General features: G+C 38.6%; 26 protein-coding genes. 20 read left to right on the top strand and 6 right to left on the bottom strand.

The annotated features are described in order from the left end of the window. Window positions 1–68 precede the first annotated feature (68 nt). The 6 genes from tkt (at window position 69) to NSQ94_RS09280 (ending at window position 4,979) form a co-directional block, all read left to right on the top strand. Window positions 69–2,078: a transketolase gene (gene tkt / locus NSQ94_RS09255; RefSeq protein WP_066251217.1), complete on the top strand. Its 2,010-nt coding sequence runs from the start codon at window positions 69–71 to the stop codon at window positions 2,076–2,078. A gap of 113 nt (window positions 2,079–2,191) precedes the next feature. Then, the gene (gene sirA, locus NSQ94_RS09260) at window positions 2,192–2,623 is read left to right on the top strand and encodes a sporulation inhibitor of replication protein SirA (RefSeq protein ID WP_157727967.1); all 432 of its coding nucleotides are present in this window, start codon (window positions 2,192–2,194) and stop codon (window positions 2,621–2,623) included. 86 nt (window positions 2,624–2,709) lie between these two features. Next, window positions 2,710–2,928 carry a YneF family protein gene (locus tag NSQ94_RS09265; protein WP_063388294.1) on the top strand — a complete coding sequence of 73 codons (219 nt, stop codon included), beginning with the start codon at window positions 2,710–2,712 and terminating at the stop codon, window positions 2,926–2,928. Between the two features lie 321 nt (window positions 2,929–3,249). Continuing rightward, window positions 3,250–3,960, top strand: a complete 711-nt coding sequence (locus NSQ94_RS09270; RefSeq protein ID WP_066251214.1) for a cytochrome c biogenesis protein CcdA — start codon at window positions 3,250–3,252, stop codon at window positions 3,958–3,960. 127 nt (window positions 3,961–4,087) lie between these two features. Then, on the top strand, window positions 4,088–4,444 hold the full coding sequence (locus tag NSQ94_RS09275) for a response regulator (RefSeq protein WP_063387698.1): 357 nt from the start codon (window positions 4,088–4,090) through the stop codon (window positions 4,442–4,444). A 70-nt stretch (window positions 4,445–4,514) separates the two neighbouring features. Then, window positions 4,515–4,979 (top strand): CcdC protein domain-containing protein, encoded by a 465-nt coding sequence (locus NSQ94_RS09280; protein WP_063387697.1) that lies wholly within the window; start codon window positions 4,515–4,517, stop codon window positions 4,977–4,979. A 97-nt stretch (window positions 4,980–5,076) separates the two neighbouring features. Here NSQ94_RS09280 and NSQ94_RS09285 read toward each other — a convergent pair whose 3' ends face one another. The 3 genes from NSQ94_RS09285 to NSQ94_RS09295 all read right to left on the bottom strand — a co-directional run bounded on the left by NSQ94_RS09285 (window position 5,077) and on the right by NSQ94_RS09295 (window position 6,550). Next, window positions 5,077–5,502, bottom strand: coding sequence for a DUF2621 domain-containing protein (locus NSQ94_RS09285; protein ID WP_063387696.1), 426 nt, complete (start codon window positions 5,500–5,502; stop codon window positions 5,077–5,079). Window positions 5,503–5,568: 66 nt separating this feature from the next. Continuing rightward, window positions 5,569–5,886: a hypothetical protein gene (locus tag NSQ94_RS09290; RefSeq protein WP_063387695.1), complete on the bottom strand. Its 318-nt coding sequence runs from the start codon at window positions 5,884–5,886 to the stop codon at window positions 5,569–5,571. Window positions 5,887–6,409: 523 nt separating this feature from the next. Next, complete coding sequence (locus NSQ94_RS09295; RefSeq protein ID WP_063387694.1) at window positions 6,410–6,550, bottom strand: small acid-soluble spore protein P; 141 nt, start codon at window positions 6,548–6,550, stop codon at window positions 6,410–6,412. Between the two features lie 154 nt (window positions 6,551–6,704). On the opposite strand from NSQ94_RS09295, the gene NSQ94_RS09300 reads away from it, so the two are divergent. From NSQ94_RS09300 to NSQ94_RS09335, 8 genes are all read left to right on the top strand, one after another. Continuing rightward, on the top strand, window positions 6,705–6,968 hold the full coding sequence (locus tag NSQ94_RS09300) for a hypothetical protein (RefSeq protein ID WP_063387693.1): 264 nt from the start codon (window positions 6,705–6,707) through the stop codon (window positions 6,966–6,968). A 244-nt stretch (window positions 6,969–7,212) separates the two neighbouring features. Then, a complete protein-coding gene (acnA, locus tag NSQ94_RS09305; protein ID WP_063387692.1) occupies window positions 7,213–9,939 on the top strand; it encodes an aconitate hydratase AcnA in 2,727 nt (908 codons plus the stop codon). A gap of 158 nt (window positions 9,940–10,097) precedes the next feature. After that, complete coding sequence (locus NSQ94_RS09310; RefSeq protein ID WP_066248554.1) at window positions 10,098–10,607, top strand: redoxin domain-containing protein; 510 nt, start codon at window positions 10,098–10,100, stop codon at window positions 10,605–10,607. Between the two features lie 204 nt (window positions 10,608–10,811). Beyond that, window positions 10,812–10,952 carry an FbpB family small basic protein gene (locus NSQ94_RS09315; RefSeq protein ID WP_082829475.1) on the top strand — a complete coding sequence of 47 codons (141 nt, stop codon included), beginning with the start codon at window positions 10,812–10,814 and terminating at the stop codon, window positions 10,950–10,952. A gap of 73 nt (window positions 10,953–11,025) precedes the next feature. Continuing rightward, a complete protein-coding gene (locus tag NSQ94_RS09320; protein ID WP_063387690.1) occupies window positions 11,026–11,169 on the top strand; it encodes an acid-soluble spore protein N in 144 nt (47 codons plus the stop codon). A gap of 162 nt (window positions 11,170–11,331) precedes the next feature. Continuing rightward, window positions 11,332–11,553 (top strand): small acid-soluble spore protein Tlp, encoded by a 222-nt coding sequence (gene tlp, locus NSQ94_RS09325; RefSeq protein WP_063387689.1) that lies wholly within the window; start codon window positions 11,332–11,334, stop codon window positions 11,551–11,553. Window positions 11,554–11,825: 272 nt separating this feature from the next. Next, window positions 11,826–12,251: a thioesterase family protein gene (locus tag NSQ94_RS09330; protein ID WP_063387688.1), complete on the top strand. Its 426-nt coding sequence runs from the start codon at window positions 11,826–11,828 to the stop codon at window positions 12,249–12,251. A gap of 3 nt (window positions 12,252–12,254) precedes the next feature. Further along, entirely contained in the window at window positions 12,255–12,563 is a 309-nt protein-coding gene (locus tag NSQ94_RS09335) for a hypothetical protein (RefSeq protein WP_066248556.1), read from the top strand. A 187-nt stretch (window positions 12,564–12,750) separates the two neighbouring features. On the opposite strand, the gene NSQ94_RS09340 is transcribed toward NSQ94_RS09335, so the two are convergent. Next, complete coding sequence (locus NSQ94_RS09340; protein WP_063387686.1) at window positions 12,751–13,041, bottom strand: HesB/YadR/YfhF family protein; 291 nt, start codon at window positions 13,039–13,041, stop codon at window positions 12,751–12,753. A gap of 72 nt (window positions 13,042–13,113) precedes the next feature. Then, window positions 13,114–14,268 carry a CapA family protein gene (locus NSQ94_RS09345; protein ID WP_327848194.1) on the bottom strand — a complete coding sequence of 385 codons (1,155 nt, stop codon included), beginning with the start codon at window positions 14,266–14,268 and terminating at the stop codon, window positions 13,114–13,116. Window positions 14,269–14,492: 224 nt separating this feature from the next. On the opposite strand from NSQ94_RS09345, the gene NSQ94_RS09350 reads away from it, so the two are divergent. From NSQ94_RS09350 to NSQ94_RS09360, 3 genes are all read left to right on the top strand, one after another. Further along, window positions 14,493–15,758, top strand: coding sequence for an ammonium transporter (locus NSQ94_RS09350; RefSeq protein ID WP_311066129.1), 1,266 nt, complete (start codon window positions 14,493–14,495; stop codon window positions 15,756–15,758). Between the two features lie 66 nt (window positions 15,759–15,824). Next, window positions 15,825–16,802 (top strand): DUF294 nucleotidyltransferase-like domain-containing protein, encoded by a 978-nt coding sequence (locus NSQ94_RS09355; RefSeq protein WP_311066128.1) that lies wholly within the window; start codon window positions 15,825–15,827, stop codon window positions 16,800–16,802. Then, a complete protein-coding gene (locus NSQ94_RS09360; RefSeq protein ID WP_311066127.1) occupies window positions 16,799–17,542 on the top strand; it encodes an exonuclease domain-containing protein in 744 nt (247 codons plus the stop codon). Before NSQ94_RS09355 ends, NSQ94_RS09360 begins: the two co-directional genes overlap by 4 nt. 19 nt (window positions 17,543–17,561) lie before the next feature. Here the strand turns inward: NSQ94_RS09360 and plsY are convergent, their stop codons facing one another. Next, entirely contained in the window at window positions 17,562–18,158 is a 597-nt protein-coding gene (plsY, locus tag NSQ94_RS09365) for a glycerol-3-phosphate 1-O-acyltransferase PlsY (protein ID WP_311066126.1), read from the bottom strand. A gap of 155 nt (window positions 18,159–18,313) precedes the next feature. Here plsY and NSQ94_RS09370 point away from each other — a divergent pair, with 155 nt between their 5' ends. The 3 genes from NSQ94_RS09370 to parC all read left to right on the top strand — a co-directional run bounded on the left by NSQ94_RS09370 (window position 18,314) and on the right by parC (window position 23,293). After that, a complete protein-coding gene (locus NSQ94_RS09370) occupies window positions 18,314–18,721 on the top strand; it encodes a CoA-binding protein (RefSeq protein ID WP_063387680.1) in 408 nt (135 codons plus the stop codon). A 194-nt stretch (window positions 18,722–18,915) separates the two neighbouring features. Next, a complete protein-coding gene (parE, locus tag NSQ94_RS09375) occupies window positions 18,916–20,838 on the top strand; it encodes a DNA topoisomerase IV subunit B (protein WP_094246508.1) in 1,923 nt (640 codons plus the stop codon). A gap of 25 nt (window positions 20,839–20,863) precedes the next feature. After that, on the top strand, window positions 20,864–23,293 hold the full coding sequence (gene parC, locus NSQ94_RS09380) for a DNA topoisomerase IV subunit A (RefSeq protein ID WP_339230647.1): 2,430 nt from the start codon (window positions 20,864–20,866) through the stop codon (window positions 23,291–23,293). The last annotated feature ends 653 nt before the right edge of the window (window positions 23,294–23,946 follow it).

A 23,946-nucleotide genomic window follows, 5' to 3' on the forward strand; every position in this document is an offset into this window, starting at 1 on the left:
ATGGGTGTTGCCTTATTGCAACAATAAAGATAAGATTATAAACTGAAAATACAGATGAGAGGATGATAATGGTGACTCATTCCATTCAAGATTTATCCATCATGACGATTCGAACATTATCCATTGACGCGATTGAAAAGGCGAATTCCGGACATCCTGGAATGCCAATGGGCGCCGCACCAATGGCTTATGCGCTGTGGACGAAATTTATGAACATTAACCCTGAAAACCCTAATTGGTTTAATCGAGATCGCTTTGTTTTATCTGCCGGACATGGGTCGATGCTGCTTTACAGCTTGCTTCATTTATCGGGTTATGATCTTTCCATGGATGATATTAAGTCGTTTCGTCAATGGGGAAGCAAAACACCTGGACATCCTGAATACGGACATACACCTGGCGTTGACGCAACAACTGGACCATTAGGCCAAGGAATAGCAATGGCCGTTGGAATGGCGATGGCAGAACGTCATTTAGCAGCTACATACAATAAAGAAGGATACAATATTGTTGATCATTACACATACGTCATATGCGGTGACGGTGACTTAATGGAAGGGATTTCCTCTGAAGCAGCTTCCTTAGCTGGTCACTTGAAGCTTGGACGATTAATTGTTCTTTATGATTCGAATGATATTTCCCTAGATGGGGATTTAAATAAATCATTCTCAGAAAATGTAGAAGAGCGCTTTAAATCTATGGGCTGGCAAGTGCTGCGCGTTGAGGACGGCAACAACATTGAAGAGATTTCGAAAGCAATTGAAGAAGCCAAATTGGATGAACAACGACCGACATTAATTGAAGTAAAAACAACAATCGGATATGGTTCGCCGAATAAAGCAGGCACTTCTTCCGTTCATGGTTCGCCGTTAGGTCCAGAAGAGGCAAAATTGACAAAAGAAGCCTATGCATGGACATTTGAAGAAGATTTCTATGTTCCAGCAGAAGTTTATGAGCATTTTGAGAAAAATGTAAAAGAACGTGGAAAGCAGAAAGAAATTGAATGGAATAATTTGTTTGAAAAGTATGAGAAAGAATATCCTGAACTTGCAAAAGAGTTAAAGGCAGCAATCAATGGTGAATTGCCAGAAAATTGGGATCAATCTTTACCTTTTTATGAAGAAGGAAAAAGCGTTGCAACCCGTTCTTCTTCTGGAGAAGTATTAAATGCAATAGCTGAAAAAGTTCCTTATTTCTTTGGGGGATCTGCAGACTTAGCTGGATCAAACAAAACGACAATAAAAGGTTCAGGAGACTTTTCTGCGGAAGATTACAGCGGACGAAACATTTGGTTTGGTGTCAGAGAGTTTGCCATGGGAGCAGCATTGAACGGTATGGCTCTGCATGGAGGTTTACGTGTTTTTGGCGGAACGTTCTTTGTTTTCTCTGACTATTTGCGGCCAGCGATTCGTTTAGCAGCATTAATGAATCTCCCTGTAACTTACGTGTTCACTCATGACAGCATAGCGGTTGGAGAAGACGGACCAACACATGAGCCGATTGAACAATTAGCTTCTTTGAGAGCAATGCCGAATCTTTCTGTCATTCGTCCAGCTGATGGAAATGAAACAAGAGCTGCGTGGAAGGCTGCGCTGGAATCTAAATCAACACCGACTGCATTAGTATTAACGCGCCAAAATTTAGAAACTATTAAAGGTACGAAAGAAAATGCTGAAGAAGGTGTTGCAAAAGGCGCTTATGTCATTTCACCGGCGAAATCGGATCAACCGGATGCTCTTCTACTTGCATCAGGTTCAGAAGTAGCATTAGCTATTAAAGCTCAACAAATTCTTGCATCTGATGGAATTGATGTGCAAGTCGTCAGCATGCCGTCATGGGACCGTTTTGAAAAGCAATCAAAAGATTATAAAGAATCAGTTCTTCCTAGCAGCGTAACGAAGCGTCTTGCGATCGAAATGGCATCTTCGCTTGGCTGGGAGCGCTATGTCGGATCTGAAGGTGAAATCTTAGCTATCGACAAGTTTGGAGCATCTGCACCTGGGGAAAAAATTATAAGCGAGTACGGTTTTACTGTTGAAAATGTTGTCGAAAAAGTAAAAGAATTAGTTCGGAAATAATCGCCAAAATTAGTGCCTCTATCCGCCACCATAAGACAAACCTTTTACATTCCTTGCTTTATAATAGCAAAAAAGGAATGTAACAATGAGGTGAGCGCATGAGGCACTTTTATTTGTATTTGATAAAAAAGGAATTTGCTGAGCATTTTTATCATAGGGAATCGAAAATTTTTCAGTTATATCAAGAATTTTTTTGGACAAGGAAAACGCATCCTATTTTTGAACAATTGGAAAGGCAAGTCAATTATATTTCAAGAGCCATTCCCATTTCAGAAATAGATTTGCTGCTTCAGTCATTCTTGTCTCACCGAAACCATTATCAAAAGGTATCATCGATTCACGCCATCCAAATGGAAAATCAAAAAGGACAAGCTACTATGGTTTTAAAGGAACGGTATATTGAAATGATTTGTACCGGCAGCTTTGACGGTGAGTTATTGTTTTTTGATATATTGGGAAAATTTGATCCTTATTTTTTTGCCATGGATTTTACAAATGAACGATACGGGTGGCTGAGTCCAATTAAAGAAAGAAAATTTGTCTAAAGTTGAGGAAATTTGCTAATGAAATATTGTATAATGTCATATGGTTTAGTACACTGTATGATAGACAACATGAAGGAGGAAATAAGATGGAACTTTGGCTGGCGATATTAATCGCTGTTCTGGCATTACTTGCCGGCGTAGCGCTAGGCTTTTTTATCGCTCGAAAGTATATGATGAATTATTTGAAGAAAAATCCACCTATTAACGAACAAATGTTGAAAATGATGATGATGCAAATGGGAATGAAACCGTCCCAGAAGAAAATCAATCAAATGATGAAAGCGATGCAAAATCAATTAAAATAATTTCGTCTCAGGCATTATTGAATGATGTTTCATTAAATTAGTTCATGATGACCAATCATATTTTTTGACATCATGTAATTTTTATCTATACTATTTAATATATGCGTTGTTTTATAACGGAATTGTGAAGTAAGAATTAGTCTTTCCTTTCTCAAGGTAAGATTAATTCTTTTTTCGTTGTAAGAAGTTGTAAAAATAGTCATTCATGGCGGGAGAAGGTTCATTGTAATAATGTGCGGAAAATGTCAAACGTTCTTTTAAACATTTATTCAATGATCTGTTAGAATGGATGGAGGTAAATCTTTTGGAAGGAGCAGCAAAATGTCGGAAATTAATGTGTTTTTAGCATTTGGAGCAGGTTTTTTATCGTTTATTTCTCCGTGCAGCTTGCCTTTATATCCTGCTTTTTTATCGTATATAACTGGGGTATCGGTTAATGAGTTGAAAACTGAAAACGCTATGCTGCAAAAAAGAAGCTTATTACATACTTTCTTTTTTTTAGTTGGTTTTTCTGCCATTTTTATCGCAATGGGATTCGGCACATCCTTGATTGGAAACTTTTTCTTGAACTATCAAGATCTGATAAGACAAATAGGAGCGATCCTCATTATCTTTTTTGGACTCGTTATTCTCGGTGTTTTTCAACCTGATGTTTTAATGAAGGAAAGAAGGATTGAATTCAAAAATCGTCCAGCCGGATTTCTTGGATCTGTTCTGATTGGTATGGCGTTTGCAGCTGGATGGACTCCCTGTACGGGCCCAATTCTTATGGTAGTAATCGGTTTAGCGGCAACCAATCCTAGTTCTGGAGTTCTGTATATGACAGCATATGTGCTAGGCTTTGCAGTACCGTTCTTTATTTTATCATTCTTCATCGGGCGGATGAATTGGATCAAAAAACATAATGTGAAAATCATGAAAATTGGAGGCATATTCATGATTTTCATGGGAATTCTGCTGTTTTTTGATTGGATGACTAAAATTATTAATTGGATGAACAAAATTCTTATATTTTTACCAACCGGGTTTTAATTTTTAGTCATTTAAGAGAAAAACGAGATTTTTGACAATATTTTAAACCTCTCGGTACTTTTTTGTGACAGAAAGTAGTATAATATCAAAGGATTTAGTTTGCGAGGATAATTGAGGTGGAATTAATTTGAAAGCATTGATCGTTGACGATGCGAAATTTTTAAGGGAAACATTAAAGGACATTTTGAAAAAGCATAGTATTGAGGTTGTTGCAGAAGGGGAAAACGGCATCGAAGCGGTACAATTATACAAACAATTACAACCAGATGTATTAATCACAGATATCACAATGCCGAAAATGAACGGCATTGAGGCTATTACAAAAATTAAACAGGAATTTCCTGATGCGAAAATCATTATATGTTCGGCAATGGGACAGCAAAAAATGGTTATCGAAGCGATAGAAGCAGGAGCACTCGATTTTATTACAAAGCCTTTTGATGAAGATCGTGTGATGGAAGCCATCAAAAGAGTTATGAATTAGCCTTTTCATTTTGCTTTTTTTTCTATAATATTATTAAAGAAAGAAGCTGAAAATAAAAGGATGGTTCTGCATGGTCATTTGGTCTTCTATTACGGCTGTATTAATGGGCATTGTCGTAATTATGATCAGAACAAAGGCTGCTAAAAAGCCGGCGACAGCGAAAAAAATTATTTTGCCTCCGATCTTTATGAGCACTGGAGCCCTTATGTATTTATTTCCGCAATTCCGCATAACGCCGATGGAAATTTTAGAGGCGTTGACAGTCGGGCTGATTTTTTCGATTTTTTTAATAAAAACCTCTACTTTTGAAGTTCGGGGAGAAGAAATCTATTTAAAAAGGTCAAAAGCTTTTGTTTACATTTTGATTGGTCTGTTAGTTGTACGAATTCTGCTAAAATCTTATTTAAGCGCGTCTATCGATGTTGGCGAATTAAGCGGTATGTTCTGGCTGCTGGCTTTTGGAATGATTGTGCCTTGGAGAATTGCGATGTTCATTTCGTATAAAAAACTGAAAAATCAACTGAACGGAACGTAAAAAATACATATAGCTGCCGGCTGTTTAAAGCAGGTTACCGTTTATTCTATATAAATAAGCCTTTCGGGACAAATCCCCGAAAGGCTTATGTTTTTGTTTAAAAGAGTGCTTCATATTTGGAATAGTCGATATTTTTTTCTTTTAGTCTTTTAATTAAAAATTTATGGTCCCGTTTTGGAGTTGCGATAATATAGCCTCGAATGACTAAATCTTGCGTAATAGATGGAGCTTTTTCTTCTAATGCCAGTTGACCGATTTTTGCTGCGATTTTTTGTCTGGCAACATCGCGGAAAAGCTCTGGAACCGGTGCAACCAATTCTTCTAACAACGCCTTTTGTTCCTCTGACCATAAATGCCGAGTCTGTTGAATATAATACTCTTCCCAATCAAGTTCAGATTTTCCGTCTTCTTTCGGCAGCCGTTTCAAAAATTTGCGAAACATGAAGAAGCCGCCAATCGATAACATAGTTATAAGAAACACAACCCATATGAGAATAAACCATAAAAACCAGCCTTCAAGCATGAAATCACCCCCATCGCCTTAACATTTCCATTAATTCGTGCACTTCGGCGAAGTTGATGAAAACCGTTAAGGATTAATCGACTCATATGCATCTATCAATTCTTTTACAGCACGTCTCACAGCTTCTAATTTCTTTTTATGACGGCCGACAGAAAAGCAGTCATTAATTTCCGCGAAAACTTGGTATTCAACTGCATCACGGTAAATACTGATTTTAATATCGCCTGATTTGGAAGGATAAATTAACATTTCATATAAACGCCCGTTCATGACAGCCTCCAGACTTAAAAATTTTATATTATCAATATCTGTCATTTGCTGAAAAAAAGCTTCCATTTTCACCTTACTATATTTTATGATAGATTCCACTTTCATTTCAATCATTTGTCATCAACTTTTTATTATTAACAAAAACATTGTTCTAAATGAAAAATAGATATAACTTAAAAATTCGTCGTTAAAGAAAAACCATAAACGAAGGATTTCCGCAAGACATAATATGTAGAAAAGACGTGTATAAATTCAAAACTGCGGCTGTCCAGAAAGTCAAATTCTCATTGAAAACATAAACATCATTTCAACATTTCTATAAGATGAAAGGGGACGTCTATAAGCTGAAGAAAGACTTATGATATGCTTAAAAGCCATAGTATGACAAGAGTTGGACGTTGCATTGATAACGGCCCAATGGAATCTTTTTGGCGAACCTTATAATGTGAAAGAGGGATATGAAACGTTTGAAGCGTTACAACAGACCATTAAGGAATATTCAGTTTTATAATAACGAACGTTATCAAAAAAATTAAACGGCTTAAGCCCATTAGAATGTAGAGCTCAAGCCGCTTAAAGCATTTTTATTATTTCCGCTGTCTACTTGGGGACATTTCAATTAAACATCCCCATTTTTTTATAAATCATGCTCCGAGTTATGTTTTTGGCGGCTATGATTTCGATTTTTTATTTTTTTCGATCCAGATAACGGCTCTGGCTGTCCCTTCCGATTTTGAACGTTTTGTTTTTGATCATTTTGTACTTGATCTTTTGCCATATACATCGCTCCTTAATATTTAATAGTAAAGAATAGCATTGTTATCTTTCGTCGTTTAGTTTGAATGATTTTGAAATCATTCATTCATTTTAGAATAAATTGATTTCTTGAAAAAAACACTATAGAAGATAAAAAAACGAAAGGAGTGCTATATTTGCCGTACCATAAAAATAAAAAACAAGCATTTGATGCAGTGCAACAAGGAATGGTGGAAGTTCATAAAGTACATGTCAATCTAACGAAAAACAGTTCTGATTATGGACATCAGCTAAAGCATCTTCGCCAGGAAATTAATGAGGCGTATGAACAAATTCAAAATGCATTGGAAGTTGCATCGGAAACGCAGAGAAAGCATTTAGAACAGTACAAGCGCGATTTAGATCGAATTGTGCAGGAAGTGAATTTGGATGAGACTTGAAAGCGGCGGAGCTTCCGTAGTTTTTCACTATTTTTTCTCTTATACGAACGTTTTCATTAGCAAGAAAAATTATACTGAAAATATTTAAATTTTTTAGTGAAATAAGCATTTCTTATAATAATTGATAACATCATTGATATTTACTTATCATAAAAAGTATATTAAGATTTAAATGTGTGATGTTTAAAGTGGGGAGATATTCGGCATTTTTGTCGAAATTACGTTTAAAGGGGGATAAAATGACATGTCACAGCAACAGTTAGAGAAAAATGACGTTTTCCGTGCAAGAAAAAGCTTTTCAATTAACGGAAAAACGTACAACTACTATTCATTAAAAGCGCTAGAAGATGCAGGAATTGGTCAAGTTTCCCGTTTGCCTTATTCAATCAAAGTTCTTTTGGAATCAGTCCTGCGCCAAGTGGATGGACGAGTTATTACAAAAGAACATGTTGAAAACCTTGCGAAATGGGGAACAGATGAAATTAAAAATTTGGATGTTCCATTTAAACCATCTCGTGTCATTTTGCAAGACTTCACCGGCGTTCCTGCTGTCGTTGATTTAGCTTCATTAAGAAAAGCGATGGCTGACATGGGCGGAGATCCACAAAAAATCAATCCGGAAAAGCCTGTTGATCTTGTTATCGACCATTCTGTTCAAGTGGATCGTGCCGGAACAGATGATGCGCTGCAATATAACATGAATCTTGAATTCGAACGAAATGCTGAAAGATATAAATTTTTAAATTGGGCTCAAAAAGCATTTGACAACTACCGTGCTGTTCCGCCAGCAACAGGTATTGTCCACCAAGTAAACTTGGAATATTTAGCAAGCGTTGTCCATGCGGTTGAAGGTGAAAATGGAGAATACGAAACATATCCTGATACGTTAGTTGGAACAGACTCCCATACAACCATGATTAACGGACTCGGTGTTTTAGGTTGGGGTGTCGGCGGAATCGAAGCTGAAGCTGGAATGCTTGGACAGCCTTCCTATTTCCCTGTACCTGAAGTCATCGGAGTAAGACTTGTTGGCGAGCTGCCTAACGGAACAACAGCAACAGATTTAGCCCTTAAAGTAACTCAAGTACTGCGTCAAAAAGGCGTGGTAGGAAAATTTGTGGAGTTTTTCGGCCCTGGTGTTGCAAAGCTTCCGCTTGCTGACCGTGCTACTATTGCGAATATGGCGCCTGAATACGGAGCAACATGCGGATTTTTCCCTGTTGATAATGAATCGCTTGAATATTTGCGTTTAACTGGTCGCGATGAAGAGCATGTAAAAGTAGTGGAAACATATTGTAAAGAAAACGGTTTATTCTTCACGCCTGAAGCAGAGGATCCTATTTTTACGGATGTAGTTGAAATCGATCTTTCTCAAATTGAAGCAAATCTTTCCGGTCCGAAGCGTCCTCAAGATTTAATTCCTCTTTCAAAAATGAAAGAAGAATTTCATAGAGCTCTTACAGCTCCGCAAGGAAACCAAGGATTTGGCTTGCAGCCGGAAGAACTTAATAAGGAAGTAACGGTTGAATTTGCGAATGGTGAAAAAACAACAATGAAAACGGGTGCAGTCGTTATTGCGGCGATTACAAGCTGTACGAATACGTCAAACCCATATGTTTTAGTAGGCGCTGGTCTCGTTGCAAAAAAAGCTGTTGAAAAAGGATTGACTGTTCCGAAATATGTAAAAACATCATTGGCACCTGGTTCAAAAGTTGTAACCGGTTATCTTCAAAATTCTGGCTTAATGCCTTATCTTGAAAAATTAGGGTTTAACCTCGTCGGTTACGGATGTACAACTTGTATCGGGAACTCTGGACCGCTTGCAGATGAAATTGAAAAAGCGATCGCTGAAAATGATTTGCTCGTCACATCTGTTCTTTCCGGAAACCGGAACTTTGAAGGCCGTATTCATCCGCTCGTGAAAGGTAACTATTTAGCTTCACCGCCTCTAGTTGTTGCTTATGCATTAGCAGGGACTGTTGACATTGATTTACTGAATGATCCAATCGGAAAGGATCAAAACGGAAGCGATGTTTACTTTAAAGATATTTGGCCTTCAATGGAAGAAATTAATGAAGTTGTGAAACAAACTGTTACACCAGAATTATTCCGTAAAGAATATGAACGTGTATTTGATGATAACGAACGCTGGAATGCCATTGAAACAACAGATGAGCCATTATATCAATGGGACGAAGAGTCTACTTATATCCAAAATCCGCCATTCTTTGAAGGATTGTCTCCTGAGCCTGGTAAAGTAGAACCGTTGAAAGGGCTTCGCGTTGTTGGAAAATTCGGTGATTCTGTCACAACAGACCACATTTCTCCAGCAGGTGCGATTGGCAAAGATACTCCTGCAGGCCAATACTTGCTGTCTAAAGGTGTATCGCCAAGAGATTTCAACTCTTACGGTTCAAGACGCGGAAACCACGAAGTAATGATGAGAGGTACGTTTGCAAACATCCGCATTCGCAACCAAATTGCACCAGGAACTGAAGGCGGATATACAACGTACTGGCCGACAGGCGAAGTAATGTCTATTTATGACGCTTGCATGAAATATAAACAGGACGGAACAGGACTTGTTGTACTGGCAGGAAAAGATTACGGAATGGGAAGCTCTCGCGACTGGGCTGCTAAAGGAACGAACTTATTGGGAATCAAAACGGTTATCGCTGAAAGCTTCGAACGTATTCACCGTTCTAATCTTGTTCTTATGGGTGTTCTTCCGCTTCAGTTTAAAGAAGGCGAAAATGCGGAAACACTTGGTTTAACCGGTAAAGAAGTATTGGATGTTCACATTGATGAATCGGTAAAACCGCGCGATTACATCAAAGTAACGGCAACTGATGAGAACGGAAACAAAAAAGAGTTTGAAGTATTAGTTCGCTTTGACAGTGAAGTTGAAATTGATTACTACCGACATGGCGGAATTTTACAAATGGTATTAAGAGAAAGATTAAAAGGATAATAATTGAAAAAAAGCGGGAACTGTTCATAGTTCCCGTTATTTTTTGGCTAAAATTAGACAATTGATATGAAATACTGTTTTTTTCACAAAAATAATATATGATGAAATTGGGCATCATTTCGAAATGCTATCGTATTGAATCAGAGGTGTTATGGTTTATGAAACAAAAGCTTGCTGTTTTTTTATTAATCGTATTAGCAGCGATTGCAGTATGGCAATGGATCAATTCCCAGAAGGAAACAGTCGGTTTAGAAATAGGAAACAAAGCTCCGAATTTTGAAGTGACGACTTTGGATGGAGAAAAGAAATCGCTTTCCGATTTTTATGGAAAAAAAGTACTTTTAAACTTTTGGGCCACTTGGTGTCCACCATGTAAAAAAGAAATGCCGATCATGCAAAAAATATATGAAAAGCATCAAGATGAAGTAACGATTGTCGCGGTTAACTTTACTGCCAGTGAGAAAAGTGCAAAAGATGTTGAAAATTTTGTTCAACAGGCTGGATTTACGTTTCCGATATTACTTGATCCAAAAAATAAAATGAACAGTGGATATAAAATTCTTACATATCCGACGTCATTTTTTCTTGATGAAAATGGAGTCATACAAGATAAAGTAGTGGGAGAATTAAATGAAAAAACGATAAAAGAAAAACTAAACCTGAAATAAAAAGACGCTGATTTCCTTTCGGGAATCAAAAAGAATCGGCTGACTTTGCCGATTTTTTCTTTTTGCAAAAGAAGAGTTTTTTTGAAACGTATGAAATTTTGCATTATTGGTTATATTGTCATTAAACATTCAAATTTTCAACGGGAAAGTGTCGGAATATTTTGTACAATAAAAGTAACAAAGAAAAGAAGTGAGGGATAAAAAATGAAAAAAACGAAAATTTCGTTTAAACAGCTTGTGTTGGAAAATAAGCAAAACTTGCTAAAAGACCGTGAAGCATTGAATGAAATTGAAGAAAGACTTGAAAAAAGGCTGGAAAAACGGCAATTGGAAAAATCGAGCTGATAGCAAACAGTCGTGTTTGACAGCATGTTTTCTGCTTTATTGGTAAACAATAAAAGCAGGAGGCGATTGTTTGATGACAAATTCAAATGATATCCAGTCTCATTTTAATCCGAATCATATCGGAACAAAACCGAGAGGATTCGGTGGAAACAAAGGGAAAAAAATGCAAAATAAGACGAATGAGCATCCTCAAGTGATTCAGACAAAAGGCGAGTAGGACATATGTCCACCGCCTTTTAATTTACATAATATAATTATGGTTCCATCATTTTTCTCCTTTTCATTGAGGAAACAGGTTCGTTTCATAATTTAACATCAAATGCACAAACTATATTTGAAATGGCGATAAAACAATTTTTCCCAGAAAGGAGAATATTTGATGCAAAATCGAACAAATCGTGATGACCGTTCCGACAATGTTGAAAAATTGCAGGAAATGGTACAAAATACGATTGAAAACATCGAAAGAGCAGAAGAAACATTAGAGTTTGCCAACGACAGAGAGCGTGAACAGATTGAGGCAAAAAATCGCCGCAGAGAAGAAAGCATTGAGGCGATGCGACAAGAAATTAAAGATGAAGCCCGTGAACGAAACTCCTAGCTTTCAATTTAGGTTGATAATTCCATTTTAGTTTTCGATTGCAAATGGAAATGTTATAATAAAATTGTTCATTGAAAATTTTTGTCTTCTAAATTCATTTGATGAACGGCCAACAATGGGACAAACTTTGTTGGACCGGCTTGAATAAAAAACAGACTCCGCAAAAAAATTTAAGTAAGAAAGTTGAAAAGGCCTAAAATAGAAAGCCTGTATCACAGACGCTGATGCAGGCTTTTTCGATCGATTTCATTTTTTGCAAGGGAGAGAAGCTTATGTTTGTTTCATCAAAAGAAATAGAAGTTCGTTATGCGGAAACCGATCAAATGGGTGTCGTGTACCATGCCAATTATATTATATGGATGGAAGTTGGACGGACGAAGCTGATCCAAGATCTTGGCTTTTCGTATGCAGCGATGGAGAAAGACGGAATAATTTCCCCTGTCGTGGATATTCAAATCGAATATAAAAAACCGATTACATACGGTGAAAAGGCAATAATACATACGTGGATTGAGAAATATAACGGAATTAAAACAGTATATGGATACGAAATTTTTAATTCTCATGGCGAATTGGCAGCAAAAGGTTTTTCCAGCCATGTTTGCGTAAAAAAAGAAACGTTTCGCCCAGTTGTATTTAAGAAATTATATCCTGAATGGCACGAAGCATATGTAAAAGCGATGAAAGAGGAGAGATAAAGATTGGCCTTTGGAATCAAGAAAGAGGAGCTTGCTGAGTGGAAGAAAAAAGTGCGGAAAGGGGAAATCGCCTTTTTAACGCATTATTGGTATGATGAACGGTTTCCGGATTATCATTCTGTAACAAAGGTCGGATGCAGCAATATAAAGCATTTAATAGAATGGGGAAACGAAAACGGTTTGAAAATGGAGTGGATTCATCATCATAAAGATTTTCCGCATTTTGACCTGCTGGGGGAAAAACAAGTAGAAATCCTGCAAAAATATCAGCTAACCGATCATTTAAGAAGATTTAAATTGCTGAAAAAATAAAAGATTTGACGGGCATCATGTGGAAGTCAGATTTGAGTAAAAAATGATGAGATGAAACAAGAAACCCAATCGGCAAATTAAATTTGCGGTTGGGTTTCTTTTACTGACTATAGCATGCTTCGGCTACTAGAACAGCTCTTTGACAAAGACTTGTTTTTCGACCTATAGCATGCTTTCAATCGATTTGCTAATTTATAAGACGAACAACAGGTTCATGAATTTTTTCATCCAATTGAATGGTCACGTCATGATTGTCGAAATACCATAAATCATCATGTTCAACATAAAATGTGACCCCTAGTTTTTCGGCTTTTATTCCGATTTGATTTGGTGCTTCTTTTGCAATTCCAAGGGAAAATCCGCTTTGCACATGACCGCATCCGCCATATCGGACAAAGAAGCGGACTGCATCTCCCTCGTTTAACTCCAATTCTTCCTTGTACCATTTTGCTGCATCATCGGTAATATTCAGTTTCATTTTTGTCACTCCTAATATCAGCTTCCTGTTTACATTATATTACATGAAAAGCTTTCTTTCCATGAATAAACTCTACTGGATAGAGTTCGTCACTTCTTTCGTTTCCAACCATTGATGCATATGCTTCATCACTTTTTCATAGGCGTTTTTGTCGATGCGGTCCAGCAATTCAACATAGTAATGATGATTTTTATTTTTGGTAACGTAGGTAGGGAGTAAACGCGGATTTTTCAAAGTCAGTGTCGTACCGTTAGCATCAGTCCGCTTAATTACATCAATCGAAAAAATCCCTCCGATGTCTTTTCCATCTCCCTTTTGGCCAGACAAGAAGTTGCCTAACGAATACACAACGATACTCTTGTTTCCATTTTTTCCTTCCAGCCATTCGATCGGCTGCAATACATGAGGATGGTGACCGATGATAATGTCTGCACCATGATCGACTAGCAGCTGCGCCCACTGTTTTTGAGCGTCGCTTGGAAAGGATTGATATTCTTCTCCCCAGTGCATGTTAACAATAGTTACATCAACTTGTCCATTTAGTGTGTCTAAATCCCTTTTCATTTTTTCTTCATCAATAAGGTTTACTAAATAGGGTTTATTTTTCGGAACTGGAATACCGTTTGTCCCATATGTATACGAAAGAAAGCCGATTTTCACCCCGTTGACCTGTTGAATTCTCCATGTATTGGCGTCCGCTTCGTTTTTAAAGCTCCCTACATACGGTAGCCCGATTTGTTCATAATGCTGAATCGCATTTAAAATACCTTTTTCTCCTTTATCTAAACTATGATTGTTTGCCGTTGAGACGATATCAATGCCAGCATCTTTTAGCGCATCTGCCACTTCGAATGGGCTATTAAACAACGGATAACTGGAGATTCCAAGTTCTGTTCCCCCAATGATCGATTCTTGGTTGGCGATGGCTAAGTCGCTTTTCGAGAGCAAAGGTTTTACTGTTGCAAACATTGGCTTAAAATTGTATGATTCGCTCCCGGTCCTCGCATCTTTAAAAAGCTGGCTATGTATGAGAACATCACCTATTGCAGAAACAGTGACGAGCGATTCGGTCGGCTCCACTTTTTTGGGAGCAGCTTGTATAGATTGTGGCGAATCATCCACATTTTCTTTTTTGACCGTGTTTTGCTCATTTGCCTGACCTTTGCTGTCGCATCCTGAAAAAAGCATCAAACAAATAATTGCGAATATTAAGAAAACCTTTCTCATAAAACCCTCCTTAAATACTGTTTTTATTATCATAAACGTTTTGTCGGAAAAAATAAACTATTGTCTAATTTTGTTTTTATGTTAGATTTTCTAACATACTTTTTCGAAAAATTATGGAAAATGAATTGACATTAAAATAAAACAGGTGTAAAAATAGAGATATACTTCTTATGTTATTTTTTATAACATGATTAAGAAGAAATAATTACATGGGAGGTTGTGCTATGGACTCATTAACGTTAATGAACAGTTTATGGGTGATGCTGGGAGCTATTTTGGTCATCTTTATGCAAGCAGGATTTATATTGCTCGAAGCGGGTTCTACACGAATGAAAAATGCCGGACATATTGCCGGAAAAACTGTTTTTACATTCGGAATTGCCTCCATTGTTTTCTGGGCAGTCGGCTATGGATTTATTTTTGGGAAGAACGGCAACTTTTTTGTAGGAATGTCTGACTTTTTTTATTCAGGATATGAAATAGATGGATTATCTCTTTCAACATCCGTCTTTTTTGTATTCCAGTTAGCCTTTGCCGGAGTTTCTCTAGCCATTGCTTTTGCTGGATTTGCGGAACGGGCGAAACTTTCAGTTTATTTAATTTTTTCTGTATTGTTTACCGCACTTGTTTATCCAGTTGTTGCTCATTGGATTTGGGGCGGAGGATGGCTGTCAGAACATGGAAAACAAGATTTTGCAGGTTCTACCGTTGTTCATTTGACAGGTGCAATGGCAGCTTTGGCTGCAACGATCTTGTTGAAACCTCGGATCGGTAAATATAACAAAGATGGTTCTGTTAATAATATTTATGGACATAACCAAGTTTATACAGCTCTAGGCGTACTTATTTTATGGGTTGGTTGGTTCGGTTTCAATGCAGGAAGCACGATTACAGTTGAGGATGGATTTTTTGGATTTGTTGCTTTGAACACGAATTTAGCTGCCGGAGCAGGAGCCGTAAGCGCCTTGATCATTTCATGGATCGCTGGCGGAAAAGCTGATATACCGACAATGTTAAACGGAGCGCTTGCAGGATTGGTCGCCATTACCGCATCTTGTGCATTTGTCGACACATGGGCTGCTGTCGTAATCGGGCTAATAGCTGGAATTCTCGTATATTTTAGTATGAAGTTTTTTGATAAAGTTAAAATTGATGATCCGATTTATTGTTTGTCTGTTCACGGAGTAGCTGGTGTTTGGGGCACTTTATCAACTGGATTTTTTGCAACCCCTGAATTAGCAACTATTGGTAACCCTGGATTGTTTTACGGCGGAGGCCTTACTCAGCTCGGCATTCAAGCATTGGGAGTGTTTACTTCAGGTTTATACGCCTTTGTTGTTTCATTCGTCATCTTAGCTGTGATGAAAAAATTGCTCAATGGCTTGCGGGTGACAGAAGAAGAAGAAATGATCGGTTTGGACTTAAGCGAGCACGGAGTTTATGGGTATCCGGAAGCATTTGAATCCAATGAACAAAAGCTTGGAAGCTAACCGCAAGAGCGTATGGATGATGTATCATCTGTACGCTTATTTATAAAAAAGGGGATTTTTATACACATGGGGAATCCTTACAAACAATTGAAGGAATGGCGCAACAGTCATTTGCAAAAAGCGAAAACAGTGACGGAATTAAACAGTATACACGATCAGGTTATGAAACAATCCTTCCATCTTTCTTTCGAGATTGTAAAAAAGAAATACGGCCCTGCGCCTTGTGAATTTACTTGGTTTTTAGTCGGAAGCGGCGGAAGAGGCGAGCAGGCGAAAATAAGCGATCAAGACCACGGACTCATTTTTCATTCCAATGAGAAAGAAGCTCTCGACTACTTTTTGCTGCTTGGAAAAGAAGTTTCATTCGGCTTGAACGTCATCGGTTATCCTTACTGCGAAGGAAATGTCATGTGTTCAACTTCTTTATGGTGCCGATCGGAACAAAGCTGGAGCAATCAGATCAATAAATGGCTGCAGGATGAAACATTTGATTCTATCCGCTATTTATTAATCTTTTTTGATGCGCGTATGATCATCGGACAATCCGAATCGATTCATCGACTGAAAAACCAAATTTTCCAATATATTCAATATAATCCTGATTTTCTCGGTCGATTGTTAAACAACACAATGCATGTCAAAAAAGGGGTGGGTATTTTTCATCAGCTGCTTCCTGAAACATACGGCCCTCATTCAGGCGCTATTGATTTAAAACAGGCCGGGTTATTGCCTTACATTAATTCTGTCCGCTTATTGGCGATCAAAGAACGATTGTTGGATACGTCTACGCTGTCGAGGTTTCAGCTTCTGATGAAGCAGGAGTATTTTCGTCATGTATTATCTCCATATCACACATATTTTCAAGAATTAGTAACGATTCATTTTAAAAATTCATTAAAAGCGAACACATATGATGAAGTTCATTACCTCTCTTTAAAGGATTTATCAAAAGAAGAAAAAGGAAGGCTAAAAAAAATCATTTTAGGCGGAAAAAAATTGATGAATGAAACGAAATCCATCATTGAAAAGGGCGTTAATCCATGAAACTTCCATCTTTTTTTCACTTGATGAAGCAATTTCAGGGGAAAATGCAATCTTCAGCATTTACAGGTCTTGAAACAAATCTTCAGCATGCAGCGTTTTTGCGGAAAATGGAACAAGACTTAAAGCGGGAGGAAAGCTTGTCAACTCCTCTTAAGGAGCTGGACGTTGTTGTGCTTGATTTGGAAACAACAGGTTTTTTTCCGGAAAAAGGGGATCAAATTCTTTCGATTGGAGCAGTTAAAGTTCACGGCATGCAGATTGAAGAAAAGCATACATTTTACTCTTTTGTTCAGTATGAAGGGGAAATTCCCGTTGATGTAAAAAAATTGACAGGAATTGTTGAAGAAGACGTAAGAGCTGCTCCCCCTATATCGGAAGTATTGATTCGTTTTTATCAATTTGCAGAAAATCGGACGCTTGTCGCCCATCATGCCAATCATGAAAAAAATTTTCTTACAGAAGCTAATAAGGAGCATTTCCGCATTCCATTTAAACATCGGATTGTGGATACAGCCATGCTGTTCCAGCTCGTTCAGCGAGAACAAATTGCCGTAAGTTTAGATGAATGCTGCCGGTTTTTTTCCATCCCGGTCCAAAAGCGTCATCACGCCTTAGAAGATGCAAAAATGACAGCCGCGATCTGGTGTGAATATGTAAAAATGTTTGTTGAATCAGGCTATAAAACGTTGATGGATGTGTTTATCAAACTATCACAATTAAAACAAGGAGCGAGAAGATGAGTTCCCGCTCCTTTCTATTTTACAGCCATTTCACTTTTGGCTCTGTTTTATTTAAGATCCTTTTAATATTGGCTCTGTGCCGATAGAAAACAAAGGTTGCGAGGATCGCGACAATGATCATTAAAGCCGCATCACCGGTAAAAATAGTATAAACTAACGTATACAGTGCTGTAACCATAGAGGATAAAGAAACATATTTTGATACATATAAAACAAGAAAAAATACAGCAAGCATGGATAAAAAGAGTAATGGGCTATAAAAAAGCAGCACCCCTCCGCTTGTCGCCACGGCTTTTCCGCCCCGAAAGCCTGCGAAAATTGGATACATATGTCCTACAGCAGCCACCATTCCTGCAATGAGCGTCCATGCTTGGTGTAGGTCACCACTAAGCAATACGGGGAGGCTTGCTGCGAGAGTACCTTTTAAAATGTCTGCAACCGTAACAAACAGCCCGGCTTTTTTTCCAAGCACTCGAAAAGTGTTGGTTGCACCTAAATTTCCGCTTCCATGTTCGCGAATATCAATACCGTATCCAATTTTGCCAACGATAAGTCCAAAGGGGATGGAACCAATTAAATAAGCTAAGATAAGGACTAAGATTAATAGAAAAGACATAATGAAACTCCTTTATATTCATGATTCTATTATTATTGTACACAATTGATTCGATCAGGACTATATTTTGTTGATAAAAGCCGTTTTAAAACTTTGGTGTTCGACGCTTTTACAGTTATAATAAAAGAAACATTGGAAGGAGTGAACAAATTTTCATGCAAAATCCAAGTCTAGACGAAATCCGTGATATTTTAAAAAAAAGCAAACGAATCGCTGTTGTCGGCTTGTCCAACAATCCTGAAAGAGAATCTTACCAAGTTTCACAAGCGATGCAAAATGCGGGGTATGAGATTATTCCTGTCAATCCGATGATCGATGAAGCCTTGGGTGTCAAAGCGGTCTCATCCTTAAAAGAAATTGAAGGACATGTGGATATTGTAAACGTTTTTAGACGTTCCGAGCATTTATTAGATGTTGCGAAAGAATTTTTAGAAATTGATGCCGATGTTTTTTGGGCTCAATTAGGCTGCGTTAACGAGGAAGCTTATCAATTATTAAAAGAAAAAGGTTATCCCGTTATCATGGATATGTGTATAAAAGTGGCGCATGCGTTAACAAAATAACAAATGTTTCCCCCATCATCTTGATGGGTTCTTTTTTTGAAGAAAGGTTTGAAACATACGACATTTGAGTAATACAATAATATACGTTGCCGTGTAAGATTGCCAAACGCAGGGAAACCATGTAAAATACAGTTTACAAACATCTGTTCTTGTTTTTTGAAAGGAGTTATTTGTTTGTGGGAAAAGCAAAGATAATGGAATACAATGACGATGCGATTCAAGTATTGGAAGGATTGGAAGCAGTAAGGAAGCGGCCGGGGATGTATATCGGCAGCACGGATGCTAGAGGATTGCATCATCTTGTATATGAAATTGTTGACAATTCTGTAGATGAAGCATTAGCAGGCTTCGGAGACCATATCATTGTCAAAATACATAAAGATGAAAGCATTTCTGTTGCTGATAAAGGAAGAGGAATGCCGACTGGCATGCATAAGCTTGGTAAGCCGACTCCGGAAGTAATTTTAACCGTGCTTCATGCAGGAGGAAAATTCGGGCAAGGCGGTTACAAAACAAGCGGCGGCTTGCACGGAGTAGGCGCTTCAGTCGTCAATGCTTTATCTGAGTGGCTTGAAGTGACGATTAAACGGGACGGATTTATTTACAAGCAAAGGTTCGAAAAGGGCGGGAAACCCGTTACGACATTAGAAAAGATAGGAGAAACAAAAGAAACCGGTACGACAGTCCATTTTAAACCAGATCCTCTCATCTTCAGCACTACGACTTTTCAATTTGACATATTGAGTGAACGATTGCGGGAGTCTGCATTCCTCCTAAAAGGATTAACAATTGATTTGATTGATGAACGGAACAATGTTCAAGAATCTTATTGTTATGAAAATGGGATCGAATCATTTGTCGCATATTTAAATGAAGGAAAAGAAACTCTTCATCCTGTTGTCTTTTTCGAAGGTGAGCAGCAAGGAATTGAAGTCGAATTTTCTTTCCAATTTAATGACGGCTACAGCGAAAACATTTTGTCGTTTGTCAACCATGTGAGAACAAAAGACGGCGGCACACATGAAGCGGGCGCCAAAACTGCCATGACAAGAGTGTTTAATGAATACGCACGAAAGACCGGTTTATTAAAAGAGAAAGACAAAAACTTGGAAGGAACAGATATTCGTGAAGGGCTATCGGCAATTATCTCCGTCCGAATCCCTGAAGGACTTTTGCAGTTTGAAGGACAAACGAAAGGAAAACTCGGTACAACAGAGGCGAGATCTGCTGTTGACACAGTCATTTCGGAAAAATTATCTTATTTTTTAGAAGAGAATGCGGAGATCAGCACCCTCCTGATTAAAAAGGCGATAAAAGCGCAAGAAGCAAGAGAGGCGGCAAGAAAAGCGCGCGAAGAAGCAAGATCAGGAAAAAAACGAAAAAAATCTGAAATGTCTTTAAGCGGAAAGCTTACGCCTGCTCAATCACGGAATCCAAAGAAAAATGAATTGTTTCTTGTGGAGGGGGATTCTGCGGGAGGATCAGCGAAACAAGGTCGGGATAGAAGATTTCAGGCTGTTCTGCCTCTGCGCGGAAAAGTGATCAATACGGAGAAGGCGAAGCTGCAGGATATTTTTAAAAACGAAGAAATCAATACAATTATTCATGCAATCGGAGCTGGCGTCGGTGCTGATTTTAACATTGAAGATTGCAACTACGACAAAGTGATCATTATGACGGATGCTGATACGGATGGCGCCCACATCCAAGTGCTTTTATTGACTTTCTTCTATCGATATATGAAGCCGCTCATTCAGGCAGGGAAAGTCTATATTGCGCTTCCGCCTTTATATAAAGTAAGCAAAGGCAGCGGCAAATCCGAAGTCATTGAATACGCATGGAATGAGAAGGAGCTGTCCGCTGCCATTAAGAAGGTCGGCAAAGGCTACACAATCCAACGATACAAAGGGCTTGGAGAAATGAATGCGCCGCAGCTATGGGAGACGACGATGAATCCTGAAACACGCACTCTCATCCGCGTCCGGATTGATGATGCAGCAAGAGCGGAAAGAAGAGTGACAACCTTAATGGGTGACAAGGTTGAACCGCGTCGACAATGGATCGAAAAAAATGTGTCTTTTGGTATTGACGAAAATGACAACATGTTCGAAATTTAAAACAATGTGCTAGAGGAGGAGCAGCATGGAAGCTCAACAACGTTATGTCGATTTACCCCTTGAAGATGTGCTGGGCGACCGTTTTGGACGGTACAGCAAATACATTATTCAAGACCGCGCGCTTCCGGATGTTCGCGACGGGCTGAAGCCGGTGCAGCGGAGAATTTTATACGCGATGCTGATGGACGGAAATACGCATGATAAAGGATTTCGAAAAGCGGCCAAAACAGTCGGGAATGTTATCGGGAACTTCCATCCGCATGGAGATTCTTCTGTATATGAAGCGATGGTTCGGATGAGCCAGGAGTGGAAGGTTCGCAATGTTTTAGTGGAAATGCACGGAAACAACGGAAGCCTTGACGGCGATCCTCCTGCCGCCATGCGTTATACGGAAGCACGGCTGTCCAAACTTGCTTCCGAGCTTTTAAAAGATATTGAGAAAAATACAGTCGAGTTTGTACCGAATTTTGATGATACAACGAAAGAACCCGTCGTTCTCCCCGCGATGTTCCCAAACTTGCTTGTCAATGGTTCAACAGGGATTTCAGCCGGCTATGCAACTGATATTCCTCCGCATAATCTCGGCGAAGTTATTGATGCTGTGATTATGCGAATGAATCATCCGGATTGCACAGTTGAGGAATTAATGGAAGTGTTAAAAGGCCCTGATTTCCCGACTGGAGGAATCATTCAAGGAATCGACGAGATTAAAAAAGCATATAAAACAGGAAAAGGAAAAATTGTTGTTCGCGGCAAAGCGGAAATTGAAAAAATCCGAGGCGGAAAAGAGCAAATTGTCATTACAGAAATTCCGTATGAGGTCAATAAAGCAAATTTAGTTAAAAAAATAGATGACCTTAAGTACGAAAGAAAAGTGGACGGAATCGCCGAGGTGCGCGATGAAACGGACCGGACAGGTCTTCGCATCGTCATCGAACTGAAAAAAGATGCCGATGCTGAAGGAGTTTTAAATTACTTATATAAAAACACAGATTTGCAAGTTCCATATAACTTTAATATGGTTGCAATTCACCGTCGGCATCCGAAATTATTAAGCCTGCCTGAATTGTTGGATGCTTACATCGAACACCGAAAGGAAGTCGTGATTAACCGATCGACTTTTGAGCTCCAAAAAGCTCAAGAAAGGGAGCATGTCGTAAAGGGATTAATCAAAGCTCTATCCATCTTGGATGAAGTGATCGCTGTTATTCGTGCTTCAAAAGATAAACGGGATGCGAAAGATAATTTAATCAGTGAATTTGCATTTACTGAGCCGCAGGCAGAGGCGATTGTCTCGTTGCAGCTGTACCGTCTGACAAACACTGATATTACAGCGTTGAAAGCGGAAGAAGAAGAGCTTGAGAAAAAAATCAAGGGGTTAACAAGCATTTTGGAGAATGAAAAAAAGCTTTCCAAAGTCATTCAATCCGAATTAAAACAATTGAAAAAAACATTTGCCGATGAGCGGCGGACGAAGATTGAGGCGGAAATTGAATCCATTACTATCAATATGGAATCCCTCATCGCAAGCGAGGATACAATTGTTACTGTGACAAAAGACGGCTATGTGAAACGTACAAGCTTGCGGTCGTATACAGCATCAAACGGAAAAGATTTCGGCATGAAGGATTCGGATCGACTGCTATGTCAGTATGAAATGAACACAACAGATGTTCTTCTCTTATTCACAAACAAAGGAAATTATTTATATTGTCCTGTTCACGAGCTTCCGGATATTCGCTGGAAGGATATTGGACAGCATATTTCAAGGACCATTCCGATTGATCAAGATGAACGGATTGTACAAGGCATTCCTTTAAAAAGTTTTGACGACGAGAAATTTTTCTTGTTTGTTACGAAAAAAGGCATGGTGAAGAAAACGGAAATTCGCCAATATAAAGCTCAGCGATACTCCAAGCCGCTTGTTGCGATCAATTTAAAAAACGACGATGAAGTGGTTGCGGTTCATATAACTGATGGAACAGGATTGATTTTGTTATCCACCCGTTTTGGATACGGTCTTTTATTTCACGAAGAAGAAGTGAATATTGTCGGCTCCCGTGCCGCAGGAGTCAAAGGCATCCAATTAAAGGAAGGAGATGCAGTCGTTTCTGGACTTGTGTTTGCTCAGAAACATGTTAACGATCAAAAGCTCGCCATTGTCACGCACAGAGGCGCTGTGAAAATGATCAATATCGGGGAAATCGAACGAACACAACGAGCCAGAAGAGGATCAATGCTGTACAGAGAGCTGAAAACAAACCCGCATCGGACAGCGGCCATCTTACTCGTCAACGGTAATGAGAATTTGGTATTGGAAACGGAGAAAGGCATCAGGGAAATAGTGCCTCTTTCCAATGTGAAGGTGACTGATCGATACAGCAACGGTTCCTTTTACATAGATAAAGAGGAGGCAGGAGAAGTCGCTGATAGCTGGCTGGAAACGGAAGCATAAAAAATGATCACCCCTATCCGGATTTAGTGAGGATAGGGGTTTTTCACTCTAATACAGTGATATTTTGCTTCATTGGCGGTTTAGGAGCAAGTTCTGAAAGAAAACCGCTTGGTCTCGATCAGACATATTATTCGGACACATTTCTAAACGTTGTTTGAAATTGCATATCATTTTGTTTTTTAAAAACGACTGCCAGAGATCTCACATCTTTGTACAGAATCTAGATGGCGGATCGTTCAAGAGAGGATCAAGGAGAACTGGCACACTATGATTTGAAAGCGAGTGAGATGCTTTGGCCATTTCCCCAATGTCAAAAAAGGCTTTGTGAAGAAAATAAAAGAAAACAGACTTGTTGGTACACTCTAGGCGCAATCTAAATGCCATTTATTTGCGCTTTCAATGGGATGGATGGGAAAAATCCGAATTTTCCTTCTCTTCTAAGCATGAAAAACAAAACAACGACCCATTTTTTTCGTCAATAGCCCCATTCAAAAAACCGTTTAGACAATGAATAGGTTTGCTGCACCTTATACAGAATCCTACAAATTCCTCCAATTTCCCTTCACTTCCTTTGTGAAAAAAGTTGGATATAACTTATTATACTTATTATATCAGAAGAAAGATGTTTAAGTTATTCTTCTTTTGTGCCAAAC

Origin of the sequence: Aeribacillus sp. FSL K6-2833 (assembly GCF_037965815.1) — a bacterium.
Classification (GTDB): Bacteria; Bacillota; Bacilli; order Bacillales; family Aeribacillaceae; genus Aeribacillus; species Aeribacillus composti.